Annotated in this window: 22 protein-coding genes; 7 read left to right on the top strand and 15 right to left on the bottom strand. The window is 69.2% G+C overall.

The annotated features are described in order from the left end of the window. Positions 1–64 precede the first annotated feature (64 nt). From VGN50_RS05725 to VGN50_RS05710, 4 genes are all read right to left on the bottom strand, one after another. The gene (locus tag VGN50_RS05725; RefSeq protein WP_327443730.1) at positions 65–3,910 is read right to left on the bottom strand and encodes a galactose oxidase-like domain-containing protein; all 3,846 of its coding nucleotides are present in this window, start codon (positions 3,908–3,910) and stop codon (positions 65–67) included. Between the two features lie 684 nt (positions 3,911–4,594). Beyond that, a complete protein-coding gene (locus VGN50_RS05720) occupies positions 4,595–5,371 on the bottom strand; it encodes a DUF4389 domain-containing protein (protein WP_327443729.1) in 777 nt (258 codons plus the stop codon). 27 nt (positions 5,372–5,398) lie between these two features. Beyond that, on the bottom strand, positions 5,399–6,265 hold the full coding sequence (locus tag VGN50_RS05715) for a universal stress protein (RefSeq protein WP_327443728.1): 867 nt from the start codon (positions 6,263–6,265) through the stop codon (positions 5,399–5,401). A 2-nt stretch (positions 6,266–6,267) separates the two neighbouring features. Further along, a complete protein-coding gene (locus VGN50_RS05710; RefSeq protein WP_327443727.1) occupies positions 6,268–7,137 on the bottom strand; it encodes a universal stress protein in 870 nt (289 codons plus the stop codon). Between the two features lie 105 nt (positions 7,138–7,242). On the opposite strand from VGN50_RS05710, the gene VGN50_RS05705 reads away from it, so the two are divergent. Further along, a complete protein-coding gene (locus tag VGN50_RS05705; protein WP_327443725.1) occupies positions 7,243–7,863 on the top strand; it encodes a hypothetical protein in 621 nt (206 codons plus the stop codon). A gap of 80 nt (positions 7,864–7,943) precedes the next feature. After that, complete coding sequence (locus VGN50_RS05700) at positions 7,944–8,861, top strand: universal stress protein (RefSeq protein ID WP_327443724.1); 918 nt, start codon at positions 7,944–7,946, stop codon at positions 8,859–8,861. On the opposite strand, the gene VGN50_RS05695 is transcribed toward VGN50_RS05700, so the two are convergent. From VGN50_RS05695 to VGN50_RS05685, 3 genes are all read right to left on the bottom strand, one after another. After that, on the bottom strand, positions 8,841–10,109 hold the full coding sequence (locus VGN50_RS05695; RefSeq protein WP_327443723.1) for an acetyl-CoA hydrolase/transferase family protein: 1,269 nt from the start codon (positions 10,107–10,109) through the stop codon (positions 8,841–8,843). The two genes, VGN50_RS05700 and VGN50_RS05695, sit on opposite strands and share 21 nt — an antisense overlap. A 93-nt stretch (positions 10,110–10,202) precedes the next feature. Further along, entirely contained in the window at positions 10,203–11,084 is an 882-nt protein-coding gene (locus tag VGN50_RS05690) for a universal stress protein (protein ID WP_327443722.1), read from the bottom strand. A 30-nt stretch (positions 11,085–11,114) separates the two neighbouring features. Continuing rightward, positions 11,115–11,705, bottom strand: coding sequence for a hypothetical protein (locus tag VGN50_RS05685; protein WP_327443721.1), 591 nt, complete (start codon positions 11,703–11,705; stop codon positions 11,115–11,117). A gap of 194 nt (positions 11,706–11,899) precedes the next feature. Here VGN50_RS05685 and VGN50_RS05680 point away from each other — a divergent pair, with 194 nt between their 5' ends. The 4 genes from VGN50_RS05680 (at position 11,900) to VGN50_RS05665 (ending at position 15,812) form a co-directional block, all read left to right on the top strand. Further along, positions 11,900–12,346, top strand: coding sequence for a pyridoxamine 5'-phosphate oxidase family protein (locus VGN50_RS05680; RefSeq protein ID WP_327443720.1), 447 nt, complete (start codon positions 11,900–11,902; stop codon positions 12,344–12,346). A gap of 54 nt (positions 12,347–12,400) precedes the next feature. After that, positions 12,401–13,066, top strand: a complete 666-nt coding sequence (locus tag VGN50_RS05675; protein ID WP_327443719.1) for an HPP family protein — start codon at positions 12,401–12,403, stop codon at positions 13,064–13,066. After that, a complete protein-coding gene (locus VGN50_RS05670) occupies positions 13,063–13,944 on the top strand; it encodes a universal stress protein (RefSeq protein ID WP_327443718.1) in 882 nt (293 codons plus the stop codon). Before VGN50_RS05675 ends, VGN50_RS05670 begins: the two co-directional genes overlap by 4 nt. Positions 13,945–14,048: 104 nt before the next feature. Continuing rightward, the gene (locus VGN50_RS05665; protein ID WP_327443717.1) at positions 14,049–15,812 is read left to right on the top strand and encodes a GNAT family N-acetyltransferase; all 1,764 of its coding nucleotides are present in this window, start codon (positions 14,049–14,051) and stop codon (positions 15,810–15,812) included. On the opposite strand, the gene VGN50_RS05660 is transcribed toward VGN50_RS05665, so the two are convergent. Beyond that, positions 15,809–16,267, bottom strand: a complete 459-nt coding sequence (locus VGN50_RS05660; RefSeq protein ID WP_327443716.1) for a hypothetical protein — start codon at positions 16,265–16,267, stop codon at positions 15,809–15,811. The two genes, VGN50_RS05665 and VGN50_RS05660, sit on opposite strands and share 4 nt — an antisense overlap. A 195-nt stretch (positions 16,268–16,462) precedes the next feature. Beyond that, positions 16,463–16,786 (bottom strand): hypothetical protein, encoded by a 324-nt coding sequence (locus VGN50_RS05655; protein WP_327443715.1) that lies wholly within the window; start codon positions 16,784–16,786, stop codon positions 16,463–16,465. Here VGN50_RS05655 and VGN50_RS05650 point away from each other — a divergent pair. Beyond that, the gene (locus VGN50_RS05650; RefSeq protein ID WP_327443714.1) at positions 16,770–17,408 is read left to right on the top strand and encodes a polysaccharide deacetylase family protein; all 639 of its coding nucleotides are present in this window, start codon (positions 16,770–16,772) and stop codon (positions 17,406–17,408) included. The two genes, VGN50_RS05655 and VGN50_RS05650, sit on opposite strands and share 17 nt — an antisense overlap. A gap of 80 nt (positions 17,409–17,488) precedes the next feature. Here VGN50_RS05650 and VGN50_RS05645 read toward each other — a convergent pair whose 3' ends face one another. From VGN50_RS05645 to mgtA, 6 genes are all read right to left on the bottom strand, one after another. Continuing rightward, complete coding sequence (locus VGN50_RS05645; protein ID WP_327443713.1) at positions 17,489–18,496, bottom strand: hypothetical protein; 1,008 nt, start codon at positions 18,494–18,496, stop codon at positions 17,489–17,491. 222 nt (positions 18,497–18,718) lie between these two features. After that, entirely contained in the window at positions 18,719–18,976 is a 258-nt protein-coding gene (locus VGN50_RS05640) for a hypothetical protein (protein WP_327443712.1), read from the bottom strand. Positions 18,977–19,159: 183 nt separating this feature from the next. Beyond that, positions 19,160–20,161, bottom strand: coding sequence for a hypothetical protein (locus tag VGN50_RS05635; RefSeq protein WP_327443711.1), 1,002 nt, complete (start codon positions 20,159–20,161; stop codon positions 19,160–19,162). Next, positions 20,158–20,832 (bottom strand): cytochrome b N-terminal domain-containing protein, encoded by a 675-nt coding sequence (locus VGN50_RS05630; protein ID WP_327443710.1) that lies wholly within the window; start codon positions 20,830–20,832, stop codon positions 20,158–20,160. Before VGN50_RS05630 ends, VGN50_RS05635 begins: the two co-directional genes overlap by 4 nt. Next, on the bottom strand, positions 20,829–20,996 hold the full coding sequence (locus VGN50_RS05625; protein WP_327443709.1) for a hypothetical protein: 168 nt from the start codon (positions 20,994–20,996) through the stop codon (positions 20,829–20,831). Before VGN50_RS05625 ends, VGN50_RS05630 begins: the two co-directional genes overlap by 4 nt. A 104-nt stretch (positions 20,997–21,100) precedes the next feature. Beyond that, a complete protein-coding gene (gene mgtA, locus VGN50_RS05620) occupies positions 21,101–23,722 on the bottom strand; it encodes a magnesium-translocating P-type ATPase (protein ID WP_327443708.1) in 2,622 nt (873 codons plus the stop codon). Positions 23,723–23,828: the final 106 nt, after the last annotated feature.

Genomic DNA, 23,828 nt, shown 5'->3' with positions numbered 1-23,828 from the left:
AGGCCACGACCGACAGGGGAAGCCACGACCGCCAAGGGGGAGCCACGACCGACGTCGGGCAGCCTCAGGGGGCCGGGAGGACCTCGATGAGGGCGAGGTTGTAGCGGTCCGCCGTCGGGGCGGTGTCGTTGATGGTGACGGCGGTCCCGGCCTGCGGCGTTGGGCCGGTCTGTCGTTGGATCCAGTAGGTGTCGGCCGAAGGTGAGAGGTACTGGTCCACGAGGCTCTGGTTGGGGCCGATGGTGCGTGCCACGGGTGCGTCCCAGTCGGTGCCGACTCCCCAGACCCAGCTGCCCGCACGGGTGGTGGTCAAGGTTGCGGTGGGAGCTCCGGAGGCGGCGCTCCCCGCCGTCACGGCTCCAGGTGCGGTGTCCGCGCCGAGGAAGCCGACGACGGTCATCGAGGCCGCCCACGCGCCAGACGCCTGCGTGGCGGTGATGGTGACGTTGGTCAGTGGGGCGGGGGCGACGGCTTGCCAGATCTCTGCCGTCCCCGCTTGGGCGTTGGCCCGCTGGCGCAGGGTCCATGTGAGTCCGCCGCCGGCGACGCCGGAAAAGCCGGCTGTCCCCGCTCCCAGCGGGCCGTCCGAGCTGAGGAAGGCGAGGAGCAGCTCTCCTGATCCGGTCGTGGTCATCCCCCCGGCCGAGACCGTCGCCCTTGCAGCGCCTTGATGAGCCGTGACCAGCTTGTCGATCGTCACCGGCCGGGCCCCCGAGGGGACGGTGGCGGCGACGGGGGCGGACGCGGGCCCGACGTTGCCGGCAGCGTCATGAGCGGTGACGGTGTAGGTGTAGGTAGAACCGGGGGCCACACTCGTGTCCGTGTAGGAGGTCGTGTTGGTGGTGCCGACGGCGGCGCCGTCACGGATCACGGTGTACCCGGTCACGCCCACGTTGTCGGTCGCGGCCGTCCAGCTGAGGCCGACCTGGCCAGCGGCAGCGGTGGCCGTCAGCCCGGCCGGGGCGGTGGGCGGGGTCGTGTCGCTGGTGACGGTGGCGCTGGCTTCGTTGGAGGCAGGACTGAGGTTCGTCGCGGCGTCCTCCGCCTTGACCTGGTAGTAGTAGGCCCCCGCAGCGAGTCCGGTGTCGTGGTACGACGTCGCACTCCCGACGGTCTGGCCGACCTGGTTCGACGGACCAGGGGTGAAGCCCGAGCTGGTGGATCGGAAGATGTCGTAGTGGGCGATGCCGACGTTGTCGGTGCCGGGAGTCCAGGTGAGGTCGGCCCGGCCCACACCGCCGGCTGCAGCCAGGTTGGTCGGAGCGGTGGGGGGGACGGTGTCCTCGGACGGGGCCGGGAACCGGACCATGGAGCTGACCGAGGGAACGCCGTTGCCGTTGACGATGCTGAGCATGTAGTAGCCGGGGGGCGCGACGTTCCCGTCCGCCGGCAGCTGGACCGTGAGGCCCCCGCTGGCCTGCGTGAACGGCAGGGTCAGGGCTCGAGTGTTCTGGTCGAAGGAGTGGGTGACCGAGCCGGTGCGGATCAGCGAGACGGACGTGATGCTTGCCGCGTCGGGGGTCTGCACGAACGCGCTGGTCCCGTACTGCACCGTGCTGGGCACCTGGGTGATGACGGGTCGGGCACCCTTGAACAGATAGGGGGGCGAGTAGATCTGGTAGTTCCGCTCGTCGGGCACTCCGGCGTCGCCGCCGGAGCCGGAGACGAACACGCGGCCGTCGGGCAGGAGCAGCGCGACCGAGTGGTAGAGCCGCGGCACGGACATGGCAGCAACGGTGCGCCAGCTCCCCGTAGCGGGGTTCCACACCTCAGCCGGCAGGACGGCGTTGGCCTCGTTGTATCCGGACTTGTCGGTATCGCCGCCGGTGGCCAGGACGGTGCCGTCGGGCAGGTTGGTGAGGTTGACGAAGCTGCGCGGGTAGGCCATCGACGTGGTCGGTTGCCACGAGGGTGTGGGCTGGTTCATGTCCAGCGTGTAGGCGGTGGCAGCAGAGGTTCCTGTGAAGCCGCTGTCGGAGGCGGTCCCGACCTTGAGGAGCTTGCCGGGGGCGTAGTTGGTGATCGAGGCGCCGTCCAGAACGCGACCGTCGACGGTGCTCCACTGTTGGGTGGACATGGTGAGCGCGATCGTGGAGGTCGCCTGCTCCGAGGCGCCGGCCTGCAGGATGCGACCGTCCGGGAGCTGGTACATGAACGGGTAGTAGGGGATGTTGCGGGTGGCGGTGGTCAGGTCGGTCCAGGTGTTGCTCTGGGGGTCGTAGACCTCAGGGACCTGGACGAGGTCGCTGCTGCCGGTGTTCGCCCCGGAGGTCACGAGCACGCGCCCGTCGGCGAGGGTCGTCGCCGTTGGGTACCAGCGCGGGTGATGCATAGGTGCCAGGGTCTGCCAGGCGCCTGTCGCGGGGTTGAACGCCGTGACGTGGGTGGTCCCCAGCCCGCCGCTCGTGGACGTGCCACCGACCACGAGGATGCGCCCGTCGGCCAGCACCGCCTGTCCTGCGCAGAACAGGTCGGCTGCTGCGTTCGGCACCTGGGTCGTCGCACCGGTCGCCGGGTCGAGAACGTACTGCTGGCCGTTGGAGGTGAAGTCGCCTTGGAAGGTGAGGACCTTCCCCGTATACGTGAGTGCGGCGTGGATGGAGACCTCCGGCCAGGGCTGAACTGGCCCCCACGACCCGACCGACGCGGGATCGGCGGTGGTGTTGCTGACGCTGACGGTGGCGGTGGCGGTGGCCGTGTTGCCGGCGGCGTCGCGCGCCTTCGCAGAGATGGTGTGCGACCCGTCGGGAACTGTGGTGCTGTCCCAGCTGGTGGAGTACGGTGCCGTGCTGACCTCGGCCCCGACGTTCGTCCCGTCCACAGTGAACTGCACGCCGGCCACCCCGACATTGTCGGAGGCCGACGCGGAGAGCGCGACGCTGCCGCTCACCGTCGCATTGTTCGCGGGGGTGGACAGGCTGACCGTCGGTGGTGTCGTGTCGCTGCTGGCCGCCGTGGTGAAGGTGGCGTCGGGTGAGACAGCCAGGTTGTTCGAGGCGTCCGCAGACTTCACCTGGAAGTGGTACGTCGTGCCGGCTGTCAGGCCGGTGAGCGTCTGGGCGTGGGTGGTCGTCAACGCGGTGTCGAGGGTGGTCGCCGACCCGTAGGTCGTTGTCGTTCCGTACGCGACCTGGGTGGTGGCTGGCTCGTCGGTGGTCCAGGACACCGTCGCGGCCGTCTGGGTGGGGGTGCCGCTGGAGACGGCGGAGATCATCGGCGGTGTCGTGTCGGTGCTCGCCGCCGGTATCTCGATGACGGACAGGTTCCATCGGTCGGTCGTGGGACCGGTGTCGCTGATGGGCACTCCCACGCCCGAGCCGGTCGTCACGGCTGTCTGACGTTGGACCCAGATGGTGTCGCCGCTGGAGGCCAGGAACTCGTCCACCTTGGTCTGGTTGGACCCGACGGCCCGGGAGACGGCCCGATCCCAGTCGTTGCCCACGCCCCACACCCACGACCCCGACCGCGTCGTGGTCACCGTTGCCGTAGGCGCGCCGGAGGCCGCGCTGGCTCCCTTGGTGGCACCGTCGAACGACAGGTCAGCCCCCAGGAACGCGGCGACGGTGATCGCGGACTGGTAGGAGCCCGTATGGGTGGCCTTCACCGTGGCGTTGGTGACCGCGCCCGTGGCCACGGCCTGCCAGATCTCGGCCGTGCCCAGCTGGGCGTTCGTCCTCTGCCGCAAGCGCCACGTCAGTCCGGCCCCGGCGACCGAGGTGACCGTCTGTGTCGCGCTCGAGGGGCCGTCCGAGCTGACGAAGGCCACCAGGAGCTCGCCCGCCTGCGAGGTCGTCAGTGCCGGTGATGTCACGCTGGTCGTGCTGCTCGCGGAGTGCGCGCTGACCACCTTGTCGAGCGTCAGGCCGCTGGCAGCCTGGGCGGGAGCCGGCTGCCCCAGGGCAGCTCCCACGCTCGCCACCGCGGTGGCCACGCTCAGCAGAGCTGCCCATCGTCTCCGGCCGACCGACCGGCTGGATGCCCGAGACGTCTTCCCGTCAAGAGGCGGGGTGGAGGACGAAGGCTGCGTGCTCATGCTCATTGCTCTGGTGCTCCCGTCCAAGAGGGCTCGGGCCGTACTCGCTCCGTGACCAGATGGTCAGCGCGCGGGGCCGGTGCTGACGCTCCCCATAGCCTGTCCGCGAGGGAAGCTGTCAACATCCACAAAAGGACGTAGTCGTCCACTGCAACCTACGTGCTCCTGACGCCCATACGGGCGCTCCTGCGGCTTCCGTGCCGCGAGCATTGCTGCGGCGGGTTCTGAGAACCGCGACATCGTGCGACCCGGTCGGGCCACCATGGGTCTCATGCAACCGCTTCTCCGAAGGCACCCGTATGCGGTGACGGTGGGCGCGCTGTGGGTCCTCCCACTGGTCCTTATGCTCGTGCTGCATGCGACATTGCCGGACCACAACGCGAACGGGCAGTGCACGGGGATCGGCTTCGGGTGTGTCCCTGCTCCGCGTGACGGTGTGGTGTTCCTCTGGCTGATTGCCAGTCCGTTCTTGTTCGTCGCCGGCGCACTGGTGTGTGGCGTGATCGCCTGGCGTCGCAGGCTGCGTAGGCCGGGCCTCTCATCCTGACCGGTCGACCTGTGTCACCTCCGAGCCCCGGACCCGACAGCCCCTGACCCGCTCGGTGCGGCGGGCGGCCCGGAAGGTGGTGGCCCGGAAGGTGTTGGCTCGGTAGCTCGTGGTTCGTCCGGTCCCATGTCCAACCGGAACGGGGGATAGCTGTCCGTCATCAACGCGGCGTAGGCGCAGACCCGTAGAACCCATCGCTGCAGACCGAGGGTGAGGTTGTAGAGCGAGGTCGGGTACCTGCCTGTCAGCATGAGGGTGACCGCGGCCACGAGGACGAGGATCCCGACCAGACCGCCACTCCACGTGAAGCGCCCTGAGCCGTCGCCCCTGCCCGTCCACGCGCCTCCGCCGACGAGGATGCCGACGACGACGTAGTGGGGGAGGGCGAGCAACCACCACTTGACCAGGACCAGAGCGCGGGACTCGTGCTCGGGGTAGTCGATCACCAGGTGCGCCGGGTAGTCAGGGACGTCCGCGAGAGTGAACGGTGGGTACCGGTCGGTGCCCAGCACGCCGTATCCGTAGTAGGTCACCCGCCACGTCCACCGCAGCACGCCCACGTTGAAGTCGAACACGCTGTGTGGGTACCGGCCGGTCACGAGGATCGCGACGAAGGCGACCACGGTCAGCACGATGAAGGCGACCCAGAGAAGTGCCAGGACAACGAGATGGGGAACCAGGAGAAGCCATTTGACGAGCCAGAGCCAGCGACCGGATGAGGGCAGCGGGTCGGTGCGGACGTGCACGGGGTAGGGGACCGGCCTGGATGGCGCGGTCAGGCTCTGGCCCATGGGCGGTCATCCCTCCTCTGGGACACCTCAGTGTCGTTTCGTCGATGGCACGACGACCGCAAGGCATCGCGCGCGGTGGAGGACTCGGCTGCTGACCGACCCGAGCAACAGTCCCGTGAAGCCTCCCCGGCCCCGGCTCCCGACCACCAGCAGCTGGCCGTCGGCCGATACCTGTTCGAGGACGACGGCTGCCTGGCCGCGCACCGATGTGGGTGTGACCCGGACTTCGGGGTACTTGTCCTGCCAGCCGGCCAGCATCTCGGCAAGGATGAGCTTCTGGTTCTGCGCCACCTGGGTCCACTCCTCTTCGGACCCGGAGCCGGGCAGGAAGGGCCCGGCTTCGTCGCGCCACCACGTGTGCACCGCCACCAGGTCGGTATGGCGCGTGCTTGCGGCAGCGAAGGCGTAGGCGATGGCCTGGACCGAGTGCTCGGCAGCGTCCACCCCGACCACGACGGGGCCCCTGGACGACCAACGGCCGGACTGAGGAGTCACCATGACCGGGCACCGAGAGTGTGCGGCGACCTGGTGCGAGGTCGCCCCCAGGACGGTGGACGCCGCGCGGCCGTAGCTGGCTGGGCCGAGGACGATCAGTGAGGCGGTGTGGCTCGCGGTGACGAGGGCCGCAGCCGGACCCTCGATCTGGGTGTCGTAGGTGATCGACAGAGCCGGGTTGGCGCGTTTCGCCCTTTCATAGCACCCCAGCGCTATCTGTTCGTGGGCCCCGATGCGCTCGGGGTTCCAGGGCAGCGTCCCCATTCGTGTGGCATGCAGGATGTGCAAGGGCCGCCCGGATCGCTCTGCTTCCGCTACGGCGGCGTCCAGCGCCTGGTTGGCAGCGACCCCTCCGTCCACCCCCACGACCACTGCGTTCTGTGGCTGCCTCGCGGACATCGTCATCGCTTGGTCGACGGGACGACGACGACCGGACAGTGGGCGTGGTGCGCGGTGTGGTTGCTCACCGAGCCCAGCAGGAGGCCGGCGAACCCACCCCTGCCGCGGGTGCCGAGGACGACCAGGCGCGCCGTGGTGGAGAGCTCCTCGAGGGCGAAGGCCGCCTGCCCACGGATCACCGTGGGGGTGACCTGCACATCGGGGTACTTCTCCTGCCATCCAGCCAACATCTCCGCCAGCTCCAGCTCCTGGGACTGCTCCACCTGGAGCCATTCCTCACCGAGGGCGCCACTGGAGTAGAAGGGGTCCGGCTCCTCCCACCACCAGGTGTGCAGGGCAACGAGGGGGGCCTTCTGGAGGGATGCCTGGGAGAAGGCCCACTCCAGCGCGGGGCGTGAATGTTCTTCGATGTCCAGGCCGACCACGATCGGTCCATCGGTGTCCCATTCTCCCGAGTGGGGGACCACCATGACCGCACAGTGGGCGTGGGCCATGACCTTGGCCGTCGCCGACCCCCGCAGCACATCGGTGGCCCGACCCAGGCCGGCCGACCCCATGACCACCAGCGAGGCGGTCTCGCTCGCGTGGACGAGCGTCGCCGCAGGCTCGGCCACGTGGACGGCATACGTCACCGGTGTGTCGGGTGCCGTTGCTGCGGCGCGGTCACGACAGGTCGTCATGAAGTCGTCCTTGCCGGCGAGGTACTCCTTGCTCCACGGCACGATCCCCACACCGGTCGCGTACACCAGGTGGACGGGACGGCCGGTTCGCTGGGCGAGTCTCACTCCCTCGTCGATGGCACGCTGGCTCGACGCCCTGCGGTCAACCCCCACCACGACCGCCATGTTCGGTTGCTTCTGGCTGTTACCCATTGCTGGCTCCTGTCCTCCATCCCACCGTCGCGCGGACGTGGGGGCCCGCATAGGGGCGAAAGTCCCCGGAGGACCGCCGGGCGCAAGGCAGACTGACTGGCAGGAGTGGGAGCTGAGATGGCCGTGGTCGGGGTGTACGTCCTGGTGGCGGTGTCGGTGTTCGCGGTCAACCTCGTGCCGGCATTCGGGCCTCCGACGTGGGCGGTACTGGTGCTCTGGTACCTCGGGGAGGACCTGTCCGAGGCAGCCTTGGTTGCTGTCGGGGCGGTGGCGGCGGCCAGCGGTCGTCTCATGCTCGGCTGGGCAACCGGTCGTCTCCGTGGCCATCTGCCACGGCGCTATCGGGAGAACCTGCTCGCTGCCGGAAAGCGACTGCTCGCCCACCGCCGCAGCTCCTGGGCGGCCCTGGTGGCCTTCGCGTTGTCACCGCTGCCGTCGGCGCAGCTCTTCGAGGCTGCCGGACTGCTCCGCCTTCAGCTCGCTCCGCTGACGGCGGCGTTCTTCGTGGGGCGGACGGTGAGCTACTCGATCTACCTGGGCACCGCCAGGATCGTGCGTCACACCGACGCCGGGCAGGCCCTGACCTCCTCGTTGACCTCGCCCTGGGCTGTCCTGCTCCAGGTGGTCATGCTCGGTGGGCTGGTGATGCTGGCGCGCGTGAGCTGGTCGCCACAGCCTCACGACGACGAGAGGGGCGCAGGGCCGCCGGCTCGCACGTCCCACTGAGCGACGTGTCGGGACCTAGGGCCCTGGGGCGTGGCGCGCCAGTGGTCGAGCCTGGTGAAACCAGAGCACAGGAGGCCACCATGTCCATCACCCATGAGCCGACCCAGGAGCCCCAGCCGATCATCGTGGGAGTCGACGGTCATGAACCGTCGCGGGTGGCACTCGACTGGGCCATCGACGAGGCGTCCAGGCGTGGACTGCCGCTCGAGCTGGTGAACGCCCGGCCGATCTACCCGCGCGACCCGACCGCCGCCTATGCCGGACCGGAGGTCAACGACGCTCACAGCCTCGAGCTGCTGCGGGCCGCTGCCGACCGAGCGCAGGCCCTCGCCCCCGGGGTAGCGGTCGCCACGCGCGCAGAGCGCGGGGCTGCGGCCGACGTCCTTGTCGACTCGTCGCCGCGCGCCGCGCTCGTCGTGGTCGGTGCGCGGGGCCACGGCGCCGTCCGGAGCGCCTTCCTCGGGTCCACCTCGATCCAGGTGGCGGCCCACGCTCGCTGTCCGGTCGCGGTGGTGCGCGCCTTGCCGCAAGCCCGTCCGGAGCGCCCCGGCGTCGTGGTCGGTGTGGATGGCTCGGACGTCTCCAAAGAGGCCGTGGGCGTGGCGTTCGCCGAGGCAGACGAACGTCAGCTGCCGCTCACGGTGGTCCACAGCTGGTTCATGCCCTACGAGGGCCGTTCGGTGGTCGCCTTCGACTCGGAGGAGCTCCGCAGGCAGATCGCCGAGGAAGAGCACGTGGTCGCCGCCGAGTCGATCGCAGGGTGGTCGGAGAAGTACCCCGACGTCCGAGTCCGGCAGCACGTGCTTCACGACCACCCGGTGGCAGCGCTCGTCGACCATTCTCTGGGCGCAGAGCTGCTCGTGGTCGGATGCCGCGGACGGGGTGGCTTCGGCGGGATGATGCTCGGCTCCGTCAGCCAAGGTGTCCTGCATCATGCCCAGTGCCCGGTCATCGTGGTGCATGCGTCCACCGACGAGCTAGCAGCTGACGACGACTGAGTCGCGCCCACTTCGTCTCGCGCCGCACAGTCCGAGGCTGCGGGCCTCCTCCCACAGCTCTTCGCGCACGCTCGGGTGGGCGGCGCGGTCGATGAGGTCTTCAGCTTGGCCCGCTGTGGAGCGGCCGAACAGTCGTGCCATCCCTTGCTCCGTCACGACGGCGCTCGGTTGGAACGACGTCACGGGCTCGCCGAGGAGTGGAACGATCGTCGAGACGTCGGCCCGTGGGTGCCAGCTCCGCAACGCGATGAGCGCCTGCCCACCGGGGGAGTGCAGGGCACCGACGATGAAGTCGGTCTGGCCGCCGTATCCCGAGAAGATCCGGCCGTCGATGCGTGACGCGTTGACCTGCCCGTAGAGGTCGACCTCGAGTGCCGTGTTGATGCTGCACATCAAGGGGTTCGCCGCGATGCGAGCGGGGTCGTTCGTCTTCTCGGTCCGCAGCATGCGGACCCGCGGGTTGCCGTCGACATAGTCGTACAGCTCCTGGGTACCGAAGCAGAACGACGCCGTGATCGGCATACGGTCGCTGAGCGCACCGCCGCGCAGCAGGGTGAGCAGACCGTCGGAGAACATCTCGCTCCATACCGAGAGGTCCTGGCGGTCGCGCAGGTGACCGGCGACGGCATCCGGGACGGCGCCGATCCCCATCTGGACGGTCGCGCCGTCGGGGACCAGGGCCGCCACGTGCTCGGCGACGGCCACGCTCGCCTCGTCTGGGCGGGCCGGAGCTCCAGCCGTCGGCAGGGGAGCGTCCACCTCGATGATGACGTCGGCGGCGGCGGCGTCGAGCTGGGCGTCGCCCAGGGTGTAGGGCATGTGGCGGTTGACGACGACGACGACCAGGCCACCACGTGCGCGGCAGGCCTCGATGGCCGCCGGTAGGACGTTGACCTCGATCCCGAGGCTGAGGACCCCCTGACGCGGAGGCGCGCAGTGGACGATGACCGCATCGGGGGGCTGTGTCCGGGAGAACAGCAGCGGCGCCATCGACAGACGACAGGGGACGTACTCGAGCGCAGAGTGTCCGCGCATCCCCGGTCCGACGAACGGCGTCTCGGCGACGACCCCCGGACGGTCGGGAACGCCGTTCCCGGCGTTGAGCATCCATAGCCGGTATGCCGGAACGGCCCGGTCGAGTGTCTCGAGGACCTCCCATGGCGTCGCGGCGTTGCCACTGACGACGACGCGGGGGCATGGCGGGAGCGCCGCCAGACGGCGCTCGAGCTGGGACATCGTCACGACCATGACGACAGCCTCGGTGGAGTGCGCAGTGCCGTCCCAGGGTCCAAGGTCCCCCTGCCGCCGTCGCCCAGTGAGGCCTTCATCCTTGCGGCTCCATCACTCGACACGTGCAGTGGCCGGCACCACGGCGACAGGACATGAGGAGCGCGTCATCGCGCCTCGGCTCACCGACCCGAGCAGGAGCCCGGCGAACCCACCGTGCCCCCGCGACCCGACGACCAGGAGAGCCGCGTCTCCCGAGGCCGACACCAGAGCCTCGACCGGGTGGTCGTTCACCAGCCGCATCTCGACGTCGACCTCCGGGTAGCGCTCACCATGGCCGGCGAGCGACTCGGCGACGTCGGCGTGCATGCGCTCTGCGGCGAGCTGCCACTGTGGTGAGCCGGGGGTGGTCACCACCATCCCCTCCACCACCTCGATCCACCAGGAGTGGACGGCAACGAGGCGGGTCGCCCGGCGGGCCGCCTCGTCGAAGGCGAAGTCGACGGCACGCAGCGACGACGCCGATCCGTCCACCCCGACGACCACGGGCCGCTGGGGCTCCGGGCCCATGGTCTCGTGGCCGTGCACGACGACCACGGGGCACGAGGCATGGGCGGCGACTGCCTGTGGGACGGAGCCCAGCGGCAGGTGGAACGGCGTCGTTCCGTGCGCGCCCAGGACGAGCAGGCGCGCCTGGGCCGAAACGGCGACGAGGTCGTGGGCTGCCGAGCCCGTGGTGGGCTGGCCGGTCACCTCGACCGAGGGGAACGCCCTTCGCGAGCGGTCCACGGCTGCCGCGACGATCTCGTCGGCCGATGGCCCGTCGTCGGTGCTGATGAGCGTGGCCGCCACGAGCCAGTCGATGTCGTTGGCGTGGATAACGTGCAGCCGGCAGCGCCGCCGGTCAGCCTCCTCGGCGGCCCAGTCGACGGCTCGGTCAGCCTGCTTCGAACCGTCGACCCCGACGACGATGGACCCGCGCGGCGCAAGGCGCATCACGACCTCCTCACTGGTCGGTCCTTACTGCTACTTCAGGATGGGGAAGCGCCGGACCAGCCGGGTCCGATCCCACCAGCGGCCGAGACCGAACGTCGTGCCCGCACCCGACAGGAGGAGCATGAAGAGCACGAGCACGTACACGATGTGCTCGTCCACGAAGGGGTTGTTGGCCGGCCAGAGGGCGGCGCTCCACATCATCATCAGCAGCAGCGCGCCGGCATACGTCGCGAGGCGCATGGTGACACCGAGCATCAGGGCTAGGCCGATGCCTGCGAGGCCGAGCATGAACAGCCAGTCGGCCCAGGCCGCGCCTGCGAAGCTCTTGTAGAAGTCGGCGAACGGGCCCTGGGTGCCGAACTTCAGGAAGCCCTGGGTGGGCGACCCTCCGTGGATCCAGGCGGCGGGGCCGAAACGGTCGACCACACCGGTCTTAGGGTCGCGCCCGGTGGCGAACCCCAAGGCGAAGAGCTTGTCCAGGAAAGCCCAGACGAAGATCCAGCCGACGACAACTCGAGTTGCCGCAGCGACATAGTGGAAGGCTGTGGCCTCCCGAGTCTCGAGGCGTTCAGCGGTGTGAGCCGCGGCGACGTCGTTGGTGTTCCGGACGATGGTGCTCATCGTCTTCTCCTATCTCGTGAGCCATTGATCTGGTACCTCGAGCCTCCTGCGAGGAGGAACGCCCGATCAGGACCATCGGTCCGTGATCAGTCCCACACCTGACTCATGCCTGACCTGTCCAACGTGAGCGGGACCTTCGACCCTTCTTCCTCCTGGGTTGGCGCAGGCAGGCTCCGGTTATGAGCTCCCACGCCATGAGTACCAACACACCCGGAGACACCGGGGCAACGCGCGAGCTGCCCCGGGACGAGGCGCTCGCCCTGCTTCAGGAGGCACCGGTAGGCCGCCTTGCCGTGTTCGTGGGTGGCAGACCTGACATCTTCCCCGTCAACCATGTGGTGGACCGCGGAAGCATCCTGTTCCGGACGGCTCATGGCAGGAAGCTGTGGGGCTCGGCCGGACTGCCGGTGGCCTTCGAGGCCGACGGGTATGACGTGGCGACCGGAGAGGCGTGGAGCGTGGTCGTGCACGGCCAGGGCGTGGTGGTCGCGAATCCCGACGAGGTGCTCAGCGCACTCGAGCTGCCGATCCTGCCCTGGCAGAGCGGCGAGAAGCCCCGGCTGGTGCGCATCTCACCCGAAGAGGTCACCGGCAGGCGCTTCCGCGTCGTCGGAGGCGTGCGGAGCGAGCCGCCCGCGTGAGTGGCCGCGGACAGGAGTGTGACCCCTGGATGATGACTGCTGTTGGAGGATGAGATGTTCGTGCGGGACCTGATGACCTCACCGGCGACGAGCCTGCCCACGGGTACGCGGCTGGATGTGGCGATCACCATCATGGCGACACAGCACATCACCGCGGTCCCGATCGTGGACGCGCGCCACCACGTGGTGGGGGTCGTGACCGAAGGCGACGTGATCAAGGACAACATGCGCTCCCAGGGCTCACTGGTACTCCCTCCCGAGGTGCCGCACGTCAGGGCAGAGGACCGGCGGGTGGATGAGGTGATGACTCCCGACCCCGTCACCGTCCAGGAGAACGCGGACGTCGACCACGTCATCCGGGTGTTCGCCACCACGGCGTGGAAGAGCCTGCCCGTCGTTCGCCGCCGACGGCTCATCGGCGTCATCAGCCGCAGCGACGTCGTCAGGGCGCTGGCCACCCCCGACGCTGAGATCGTGCGCCAGGTCAAGGGTGACTTCGCCCGCATCGGGCACGAGGAGTGGGACGTCCTCGTCGGTGCCGGGGTCGTCACCGTGCGGGGCCCTCAGCAGGCCAACGACACTCGGCTCGCCACCGCGATCGCGCAAACCATCCCGGGGGTGCGCGGGGTCGTCATCAACCCACCACCTGAAGCAGGCGACGAGAGGGGGCTGGAGCTCAGGCGTCTGCACCGGCGGCCCCCCGCCCACACGATGCCATGACAGCGGGCGTGGTGGTCGGGTTCGACGGGTCACCGCCGAGCGTTCAGGCCGTGGAATGGGCGGCACTCGAGGCCTGGCAGCGCGGGACCACCCTGCACGTGGTCGTGGCGGCGGACTACCCCGGGATGCCCGCCACACCGACCCGCGACTGGACCCCGCACCTGCTGCTGTCCAGCGCGCAGAGCCATCTCGAAGAGGGGCTGCGTCTGGCGAGGAAGAGGCTGCCGGAAGGCCGGCTGAGCGGCGACGTGGTCACAGGCCGGGCCGCGGGCATGCTCATCGACGCGGCGCGAACCGCGGACCTCCTCGTCACGGGCTGCAGGTCCCTGGATCCCGCCCGCTCGGCCGTTATGGGCTCGACGAGCACTCTGGCAGCCTCGATGGCCCCGTGCCCCGTCGCCGTTGCTCGGGGAGCCACCGATCCAGCCTGCAGCTTCACCTCGCCCGTGACTGTCGGGGCCACCACGTCGCCGCACTCCGCCGGCGCACTCACGTATGCCGCGGCCGCCGCTACCCGTCGTGGGGTGCCCTTGAACATCGTGGCGGCCTGGGCCGTGCCACCCACCGAGACGTGGGAGTACGCGTCCACGCACGGCGACGCCATGGCGGCATTCGCGCGGAGGTTGCGCGAGGAGGCCGACCAGGCCCGGGAACAGGCCCGCACCCAGGTGCGCCGAGAGCACCCCGACCTCCGGGTGCACTGCGATGTGGTCGAGATGCAGCCGTGGGCCGCACTGGAGGACGGGTCGCGGCGTGCGGGCCTGCTCGTGGTGGGGTCACGCGGCACCGGGGGCTTCGAGGGGCTGAGGCTGGGCAGCGTCGCCCGTGCGGCCCTCGAGCACTCGCGCTGCCCGGTCGTCGTGGTGCCGTCGCTGTGAAGACGTCACGGGCGGTGAAGACGTCAGAGGTGGCGCGGACGTCACAGACACGAGCAGCGAGACGGCTCCGCACCAGGACCGGGGTGACGACGACGTTGCGTCCCATGCAACCTGATGACGCCGAGGCTGTCGGTCGGCTCCTCACCAGCCTGTCACCGATCTCCGCCTATCGGCGTTTTCTCGGCAGCTCCCGCGGCGCCTGCGCGGCATACCTCTCGCGCTTGAGGTCCCCGTCACAGACGCTCGCCGCGACCGTCGCGCTCGAGCATGGAGCCCTGGTGGGTATTGCTTCGCTGCATCCTGAGAGCGAGCGCGGTGCTGCCGAGGTTGCGCTGGCTGTCGCCGATGACGACCAGGGCGAAGGCATCGGGACGCTGTTGTTGGAAGACCTGGTGGACGACGCCCAGGGGCTGGGTCTGGAGAGGATGACGGCAACGGTTCTCACGGACAACGCAGCGATGATGACCGTCTTTCGCGACCTCGGACTGACCATGGCCGCAGGGCATGCCGACGCCGGAGTCATCGACATCTCCTTGGACCTGAGCGTGTCAGATGCCTACGCCGAGCGAGTCGCAGAACGAAACCTGACCTCGTCCGCCGCTTCCTACCGACGGGCCCTGCACCCTGAAGCAGTTGTGGTCATGCACGACGCCAGAGGTCGCAAGGCTGCCCGTCGAATGCGGCGCCACCTGTCGAACGGGGGGTATGCAGGCCCCGTCACGGTCCGGGAGTCACACCTTCCCGTTCCGCCCCACACCGACCTTGCTGTGCTGTGCGGTCTGCCCCGGAGCGTCGGCAGGATGGTCAGCGCGTGCGCTGAGGCGGACGTGGCCGCAGTGCTGTGGCCGATGGCTCCCTTCGTGACGCAGCGAGACCAGGAGAGCATGAGGAAAGCATGCGCGAGGGCCGGGCTCCTCCTGCTCGGACCAGCGTCCCGGGTCCGCACGCTCGCGAACCCGGCCGGGTTGCCGGCGGCCGGTGCAAGGGACCGAGCAGACCGGGACGGTGGAGGCATCGTCGTGGTCGGAGCCCGACCCGAGCACCTCTTGACGGTCCTTGAGCGTCATGACGTCGAGGTCGGCGCGGTCCTCGACCTGTCCTGGGAGGACCTGCCCGACTGGTCCGGAGCAGTTGTCGCGGCGCTGCTCGAGGCCGGCACACGTGCGGTCGTGGTATGCCGCCCACCCATGGATGCTGTGCATTGGCCCCCCAGTCTGCTGAAGGTGGTCCGGCAAGCAGGCACCCTGGTGGTGTCGCTAGGGCCCTGGGCCGAAGCTGGACAGAGACCCGAAGCTGGACAGGGACGGGGGCCCGACCTCACCGTCGCCTTCACCAGGGCATCGGACGTCGTGGCCATGCTGTCCTCGAGCCAGAGGCTGTCGTTGCGCCCGGGCGACGCCACGGCATGCTCGCCGCCCAGCGTGCTGGTGGTGGGCGATGCTGCGGCGGCGCGCAGCGTCCGCGACACGTGCGCGGCCAAAGGGATGCTCGCCGCTCGCCTCACCGGGCAGGCGGAGCGGCGCCTGCGGCTCACCACCCCCTCGATGGTGGTCGAGGACAATGCGCTCTGCTGGGACAACGTGCCCGTCAGGGGGCTCAGCTCGGTCCTGGGCACGGTCCTGGACTGCCCCGATGTGGACGTCGTCGTCGTGGCCCTGGACGAGCCTCGCACCCACCTGGACCACCATCGTCACCTCGACCTGGAACGCGAGGCGGCCCGGGCCTGCTGCGGGGCTCGGGTCGTGGCCTGCGTGCCAGGAGTGGACGTTCCGCACGGGCTACCGACCTTCTCCAGCGCAACGGCGTGCGCAGATGCGCTGGCGCTCCTCCCAGGCGGTCGGGGCAGCCTGTCAGGGACCAGCGACTAGAGGCTGTCCCAGTCGTGTCGGGCCAGGACCCCGAAGAGCACCAGGGCTGGGACGGCATAGGCCCAGTCGCCCCAGCCGAAGAGCAGCAGGAGCGCATGGAAGGCCAACACCCCGACCCACCCCCATCTCGCGAAGGTGCCACCCAGGAGAAGCGTGATGCCCAGGCAGGCTTCGCCCGCTGCGAGCAGTACGGCCCAGAGCGCGGGGTTGGTCATGACGATCTCAGCCCAGCCGGTCCGGACGAACCCGAAGAGACCGTGGTCTGCGAAATGCCGGTATACGCCTGCATTGCCGATCGCAAGCCCCGTGTTCACCCCTGCCGCGGCGAGATAGAAGCCCCCGACTGCGCTGCTGAAGCCGGGACGGTTCCGTCGCCCCCGGCTCTGCGACGACTCCGAGCCGGTGGTCGCGGCTCGGGGTCCCGCCACTCCGATAACCTTGGCGTTGCTGGACATCGCCTCTCCTCTACGGCCACCCTTGCATCCATCGTCACCCTCGCATTCCCGAGCCCAGGACCGCAGGGTCGATGGTCCCGCGCTGTCATCAGGCGGAACAGCTCGGAGCGTGACCCCACGAGCTCGCCGCGGACGCCCTCGTGATGCAGTCGTGGGACGTAGGGCCCCCGGCGACCGCCTCGTGGCCGCGCACTATCAGGGCGTGACGTACCGCCCAGTCGCTCCGCTGGTCCTGATGCTGGCCCTGGCCACGGCCTGCTCGGCGCCCTCGTCGCCGCGACCGAGCTCACCGGCCTCCAACCCGTCGCGGACCACGGCAGCGCACACGGCGACAACGACACCACCCGCGTCGGGTCCGACGGTGCCACCGCCGATGGCTACGCGGACCACGCCAACGAGTACCGCGACGAGCGTGAGACCCGTGACGCCCGCTCCATACCCGAGCTCGAGCGTGACGCCCGTACGACCCAGGACCAGCACGCCGACCCCTCCCACGAGCCCCGTGCCCGCGCTGATCATCGGTCGCGTGGTCTCGCGCCTACCGACGTCCCGCATGGTGGTCGCGCTGACTTTCGACGCCGGCTCGGGCGCGCAGGCGGTGGATTCGGTTGTCGCGACGCTGAGCCGAGAGTCCGTGCCGGCCACCTTCTTCCTCACCGGAGAGTTCGCCGAAGCGCATCCAGCGGCGTCGGAGGCACTCGGCCGCCGCGGCATCGTCGGAGACCACACGGTCACTCACCCACACCTCCCACAGCTGAGCGATGCTGCCGTTCGTCAGGAGGTCACGTCCGCGAGGATGTCGATCCTGGCGGCAACGGGACAAGACCCGAGACCGTTGTTCCGATTCCCTTACGGCGACTATGACCGTCGAACCCTGGCCGACGTCAACGCACTGGGCTATGTGGCGGTGGGATGGACAGTTGACACCTTGGGCTGGAAGGGTCGGGCCGCGGGGATCTCGGTCGGGCAGATCGCCGCGAGGGTCGCGGCGGCGCGCGCTCCCGGCGAGATCGTGCTCATGCATCTCGGTGCAGCTCCGGACGGTTCCACGCTCGATGCCGACGCCTTGCCGAGGCTGATCGCCGAGGCTCGCGCTGCCGGGTATGCCTTCGTGACCCTGAGCCAGCTGCGCTCGAGCTGAGACCAGGGTTGCTCCGCAGCTGCTTCCGACGCAGAGGACGCACAGCTCGGCCACGACGCCTGTCGAGAAGGTGAGAATCGTCAGGTGGCCGAAGGTGGGAGAGCTCCCGACTTCCGCGTTGCAGGGCTCGCGGGAGTCTGCCGTCTGGCGATGACCAGGGCCACGAACACAAGGACGATCCCGGTAGCCAGAACCACCAGAGGCGCAGCGGGAGTGTCGGGAAAGTAGCGCCCCATCAACCCGGGGAGTACCAGGAACGTAGCAACCGAGCCCATTGCCAACAGCACGAGGCCTCGAAGACGTACGCCGGCCACGACCAGTGCAGCTGCGCTGGCCAGGGCTAGGGCGCTGCCCCAGTCGTGGTCCATGGTGAGCTGTGCACCCGCGGTCAGGATGGCACCCCCGAGCAGGTCGCTGGCGTACCGCGGTCGCAGGTGGCCTCCCCAGCCGAGCACGAGCCACACTCCGCCGAGCCCCCAGATGGCTACCCCGGAGGGCGCGCCGTCCCCACCTCCGAGGAACGTCGCAACCCCGGCCCCCAGCGCCACGGCGAGGGCGACGACCACAGCACTCTGCTGCAGGACCCACCGATGCCGGCGCCATAGCTCCAGTCCCATCATGGCTGCCCCCGAAGCCGCTACGAAGGCGGCCCTGTCGTCCCTCCAGCCGAGCATCTGGTCTGCCAGAACCGTGAGGAAGAGCGCCGTGTCGGCAACGGCGAGCAGCCACAGGACCGACCGAAGCCGCCCCGCTGCAGCTCGCGCCGGCGTGACGTGCACGGCTTGTCCCGTGGCCAGCAGCATCAGCCCAGCGGCGGCCGTCACGGCGAGGCGGCCCGGTCCGCCGATCTTGTCGAAGTACTGCCCAGCGATCACCCCTGCCGCGATGAGCATGAGGAGACCGCCGACGTACCCGAGCGCCTCAGTGACGAGGCTCGGTGTCGGAGCACCGGTCTCGGTCTGCGCGGCCGCATCGCGCTCCTCGGCGAGGATGCGGCGGGCCTGTTCGGCGGTGATGAGCTCGCGCCGGACCCAGGCCTGCAGATGGTGCTCCAGCTCCCGGTTGGTCAGCCCTCTGGAGCTGTCCACTCCCGCGGGCTCAGCGGAACCGGCGGAACCGGTCAGAGGCGGTCGGGATCGCGGCGCCGGGTCCGAGTCCGAGTCGGGGTCCGGGGCCGACGCCATGCTGGGATCGCGAGGCTCGGTCACCGTGCGAGACAGCCGCCGTCCATGGGGTAGTAGGTCCCCGTCGCAAACGAGACGCCGAGCCCATAGAGGTTCATATCCGGTCACACCTTCAGTCGTCGGGCCCTACCGTTGCCGCAACACGGCCCGTTGCCGCGCCAGGGTGTCCTCATCGATCTCTCCTCGGGCATAACGCAGCTCGAGCTCTTCCTCAGCCCTGGTGCGCGGCGGCTCACTCTGTGCCTCGGCCCGCGGCTTCGATCCCTTGTCTGAGGGGTAGAGGGCGTTGATGCCCAGCACCAGGACCACCACCAGACCGATCACCATGATCGGCACAAGGACGATCATGAGCCCGTCCGGGCCCATGTATCCCCAGTCCCACATGACACTCACCTCGGCGTCGGCTCTTCGGCCGGATCCTGTTCTCGTGTTCAGCTGCTCTCAGGCTCAGTGTCGTGTTCCGAGCTGCGCCCTACCTGGGCCGTAGGTCCCTCCGTCTATGCCGCAGTACCTCGTGGGCGCGGCCCACGTCGACGCTGTGGCGCGGGGGTTGGGGCGGCCCCTGCGTCAACGCCGCTGTGCCGTGTGGTTCCGGTAGTAGTCGCGCCAGATGAGGCGGTGGATGGGGATCCACCGGGGGAGCGACCGGATGCCAGGCAGGTAGGGGACGAGCACGAGACCCAGGCTCAGGACCATCATCAGCGCCCACACCAGTGCATCAGCGTTGGGTGAGGACTTGAAGGGCTGGATCTGGTACCAGAACGTGTAGAGCCACAGCCAGGACTGGCCGGGGAAGCTTCCCGTCTCGTTCATCATTCCCCACTGGTCACCACTCAGGTGCTGGGCGTCCGCGTGGTCGGACAGGTAGCTCCCGTCGGCCAGGAACAACGTCGACCGGGTGTAGTCGGTGGTGAAGAACCCCGACTCGCCCTGGATGACGGACTGCAAGGCTCCTGAGCGGCCCATCGCAAGAAGGCTGGCCGTCAGCACGGGCACCGGCCCGTACTGGCCAGGCGCCACCTTCGCGGGGTTGCCGTCAGAGACCTTGGCGAGCGCATCGGCATACGCCCCAGCCCATGTGGCCTGCTGTGTCGCAGAGGCGCGCTTCCACTGCGTGAGGGCGCTCGCCAGTGTCGGGGTGGCGGGAAGCGTCGACAGTGGCGTGATGACGAAGTCGTTGGCGGAGTCCACGGGGATGCGCACCCCGGCGGCCTTCTGGAGGTTGAGCGGTCCAAGGTGCTGACCGGCGTCAGGCGTGGCGTTGTATGGCGCCCCATAGCCCGCGCTCGCACTGGTGCCGGCGAGCTCGGTCGCGGCGGTGGCGACGAAGTCGTTGGGCGACTGCTGCGCCCACCCGGCGATCGTCAGGCTCTGCTCGTCGGGTGAGCTGAAGACGGCCGCAAGGCCGACAACGAGGGCGCCGACGACCGCCAGCGCGATGACGAGCTCCTTGAGCAGGTCGTACTCCCGCTTGCCGCCCGACCACGGACGCCTCGCGAGGTCCGTCGAGGTGGCGAGCGGCCGCGTCGGCGCCGGAACAGGTCCCCGAGTCTGTGTGGTGCCGCTCATGACGTGCGCTCCTGTGGGGTGAGTTCATCCATCACGGCATCGTCCGCAGTGGCGTCGATCGGCGGAACGACTCCGTGGCGGCGGATGAGGACCACGTGCCAGACGACGATGAAGCCGAGTACCAGGGGGAGCAGCGCGACGTGGAACAGGAGCATCTGTCCGAGGTTGGTGACGTTGAACCACGCGCCGATGCCCACGGCGTTGAGGCCGTCCTTGGCCTGGGATGAGATCCATTGGGAGTCGAAGTTCGTCTGCACCAGATAGCCGGTGAACGCGGCGCCGATGGAGGCCAGGAAGCACACCACACCGGTGACCCACGTCATGGTGCGCCCACCACGCCACGCCGCCATCCAGTACTTGCCCCACAGGTGCACGACCATGAAGACGAAGAAGAGCTCGACACTCCAGAGGTGGAGGCTGTTGACGAAGTGCCCGACCGACGAGGCGTGGTACCACTGGGGGCCTTGCAGGGTGAGCAGCAGGCCACTGCCGATGATGAAGACCAGGGCGGCCAGGGTGGCGACGCCGAAGACATAGATCCAGGAGGCGACATAGTCCGGCTGCTCGTCGGGCAGGAGCTGGTCGGGGGGCATCGCACGCAGGAGCCGTTCGCGCAGGTTGCCGGTCCAGGTGTCATGGCCGCTGGTCTGAGCGGGTGCGCGCGTGGTCACCGTCGGCCTCGCGGTTTCGGGAACGGCACGACGATCGCGAGCACGAACAGGACGATGATGATCGCAATCGTGACCAGGTTGGCAACCGAGATCTGCACGGGACCCCAGGTGAGGAAGTGGGCTGGCCCGTCGAGCCCGGCAGCCAGGACTCTGGTGGCATTCATGGACGGCTCTCCTTCTCCAGTCAACGGTGAACAGGCCTCACGCTAGGCATGCGCACCAAGGGCGAACAGGGCCCAAGGTCCCTGCTTGAGCGCTGGTCGTTCGGTCAGTGACGTGGCTGGGGCCGGTTCGTGGGACGGCGCCCCCTGATGGCGCTGAACCTCGCCGCGCGCCGGCTGACCCGGTGCAGGTGACCGCGCCGACGGGCGCGAGAGGGCGGTGGTGCGCTGATCGGCTCATCCTTGAAGAACACCTTCTTACCCAGCTCCACGAGGATGAGGTAGGCCAGCACCATCCCTGCCAGCGCGCCATAGAACGCGCCGGGCGGTCGGGCGAAGCCGAGCAGGTGGGCCAGCGGTGTCAGCGGCAGGACGGCCGCTGCGGCGACGACGGCGAGGCTGGCCAGCGTCAATGCCGTGCTGGGCCTGCTGCGCAGGAACGGGATCCGGCGGGTGCGGATGGCGAAGATGACGAGCGTCTGCGTGGCCAGCGACTCGGCGAACCAGCCCGACCGGAACAGGTCGGCGCCCGCGTGCAGGGGCCCGAGCATGATGCCGAACGTCATGAAGTCGAACAGCGAGCTGAGCGGGCCGAAGAACAGCATGAAACGCCGGATGAAGGCGATGTCCCAGTGGGAGGGACGGCGCAGCTGCTCCTCGTCGACGTTGTCGGTGGGAATGGTCAGCTGCCCTGCGTCGTAGAGCACGTTGTTGAGCAGGATCTGGGAGGGCAGCATGGGAAGGAACGGCAGGATGCCGGAGGCAGCAGCCGCGCTGAACATGTTGCCGAAGTTGCTCGACGTGCCCATGAGCACGTACTTGATGGTGTTGGCGAAGATTCGTCTCCCCTCCGCGACACCGTCAGCAAGGACATCGAGGCTCTTCTCAAGAAGCAGGATGTCAGCACCGTCCTTGGCGACATCGGTCGCGGTGTCCACAGAGATCCCGATATCCGCCTGGTGCAGGGCGAGGGCATCGTTGACCCCGTCGCCCAGGAACCCCACGGCATGACCGCGGTGCCTCAGCGCCCTGACGATGCGGGCCTTCTGCTCGGGTGAGATCCGTGCGAAGAGGTTGCAGCCGGCGACCGCCGTGGTCAGCTCATCGTCGCTGAGCGCGTCGATCGCCGCGCCGCTGATCGGCCGGCCGGCGTCCAGCCCCATGTCCTCGCAGAGCCGGAGCGCCACCTCGAGGCTGTCACCGGTGGCAACTTTGACGGACACCCCGAGCGCGGCGAGGCGCTTCAGCGACCCGGCGGCGTCTGCCTTGGGCGGGTCCTGAAAGACCAGGAAGCCGACCAGGTTCAGGTGCTGCTCCTCAGCCGGAGTCGGGACCGTGATGAGCCCCGCAGGGCGAGTGGCGACGGCGATGACCCGGCTGCCTTGGGCGTACAGCGACGACAGGGTCTGCAGGGCGGCGGCCCCGACCTCGACGCAGGCAGCGAGCACGGACTCGGGTGCCCCCTTGACGACGAGCAGGCCAGACCCGTCAGCGGTCCTGGCAACGACCGAGGTCATGCGCCTCACGTGGTCGAACGGCAGCTCGCCGAGCCGGACGTAGCCAGACGAGGCGTCGCCGGGCAGTGCCTGCCACAGTGCCGTGTCCAAGGGATTTCCCCCGACGACGGTGCCTCCGGACTGCTCGACGTCGCTGGCAACCAGGCCCAGCACCGCGGCCTGCGGACAGGGCTCTCCGGCCGCGCCGACCGCCTCGAGGAAGGTGAGAGACCCCACGGTCAGGGTCCCGGTCTTGTCGGTGAGCAGAACGTCCATGTCACCGAGGTCCTCGATGCACACGAGACGCTTGACCAGGACCTTTCGCCTCGCGAGCTGCCGCGACCCCGCCGCGAGGCTGGTGCTGACGATCGCCGGCAGCAGCTGGGGGGTGATGCCCACGGCGATCGCCAAGGAGAACAGGACGGCGTCGATCACCGGGCGGCGCAAGACGATGTTGGTCACCAGGATCATGACCGTCAGGACGATGGCGACCTTCAGGAGCAGACCTGAGAACTGGCGCAACCCAGCCTGGAAGTCAGTCTCTGGCTGGCGCTCTCCCAGCCCCGCCGCGATCCGGCCGAACTCCGTCGTCGTGCCCGTGGCCACCACGACACCGGTGGCAGCCCCCGCGTGCACGACGGTGCCCATCCAGGCCATCGAGGTCATGTCGGCCAAGCCGGCTTGCTCGCCCGCGGGCGCGACGTCCTTGTCCACGGGGAGGGACTCACCGGTCAGGACCGCCTCGTCGCACTCGAGACTGGTCGCCTCCAGCAGGCGTATGTCAGCGGGCACCACACCACCGAGGCTGAGGTGGACCAGGTCGCCGGGAACGAGCTCGACCACGTCGACCTTGCGGAGCCTGCCATCCCGGGTCACGACGACGGTGTGGCGAATCGTCGAGTGCAGGGCCTGGCTCGCCCGTTCGGCGCGATACTCGTTACCGAACCCGAGTCCGACGCTCGCCACGAGGATCAGCCCGATGATGACCGCGTTGGTCCGGTCGCCGACCGCGAACGACACCCCGGCCGTCGCGAAGAGCAACACCAACAGTGGACTTCGAAGCTGCCGCGCGAGCACTGGCCACATGCGCGCCCCATGATCGCGCAGCGCGTTGGGACCGACCGCCACCAGACGTTCAGCAGCCTCTGTTTCGGTCAGCCCCAGGAACGCGTCGGAGGTCTGCGCGGTGACGACCGCAGCGGCATCGGAACGGGCGGCGGTCTGTGCGTCCACGCCCGCCCCTTTCGTCGACGCCTGGTGGGCCAGTCTTCGCGGTCGTCACAGGTGCGAGACAGGGCACAAGGTCCCGATCTGTGCCCGGGTAATGCGATAGGGGGTC

The organism is Pedococcus sp. (genome assembly GCF_036000045.1).
Classification (GTDB): Bacteria; Actinomycetota; Actinomycetes; order Actinomycetales; family Dermatophilaceae; genus Pedococcus.
This window is presented reverse-complemented; position numbering and strand designations above follow the sequence as displayed.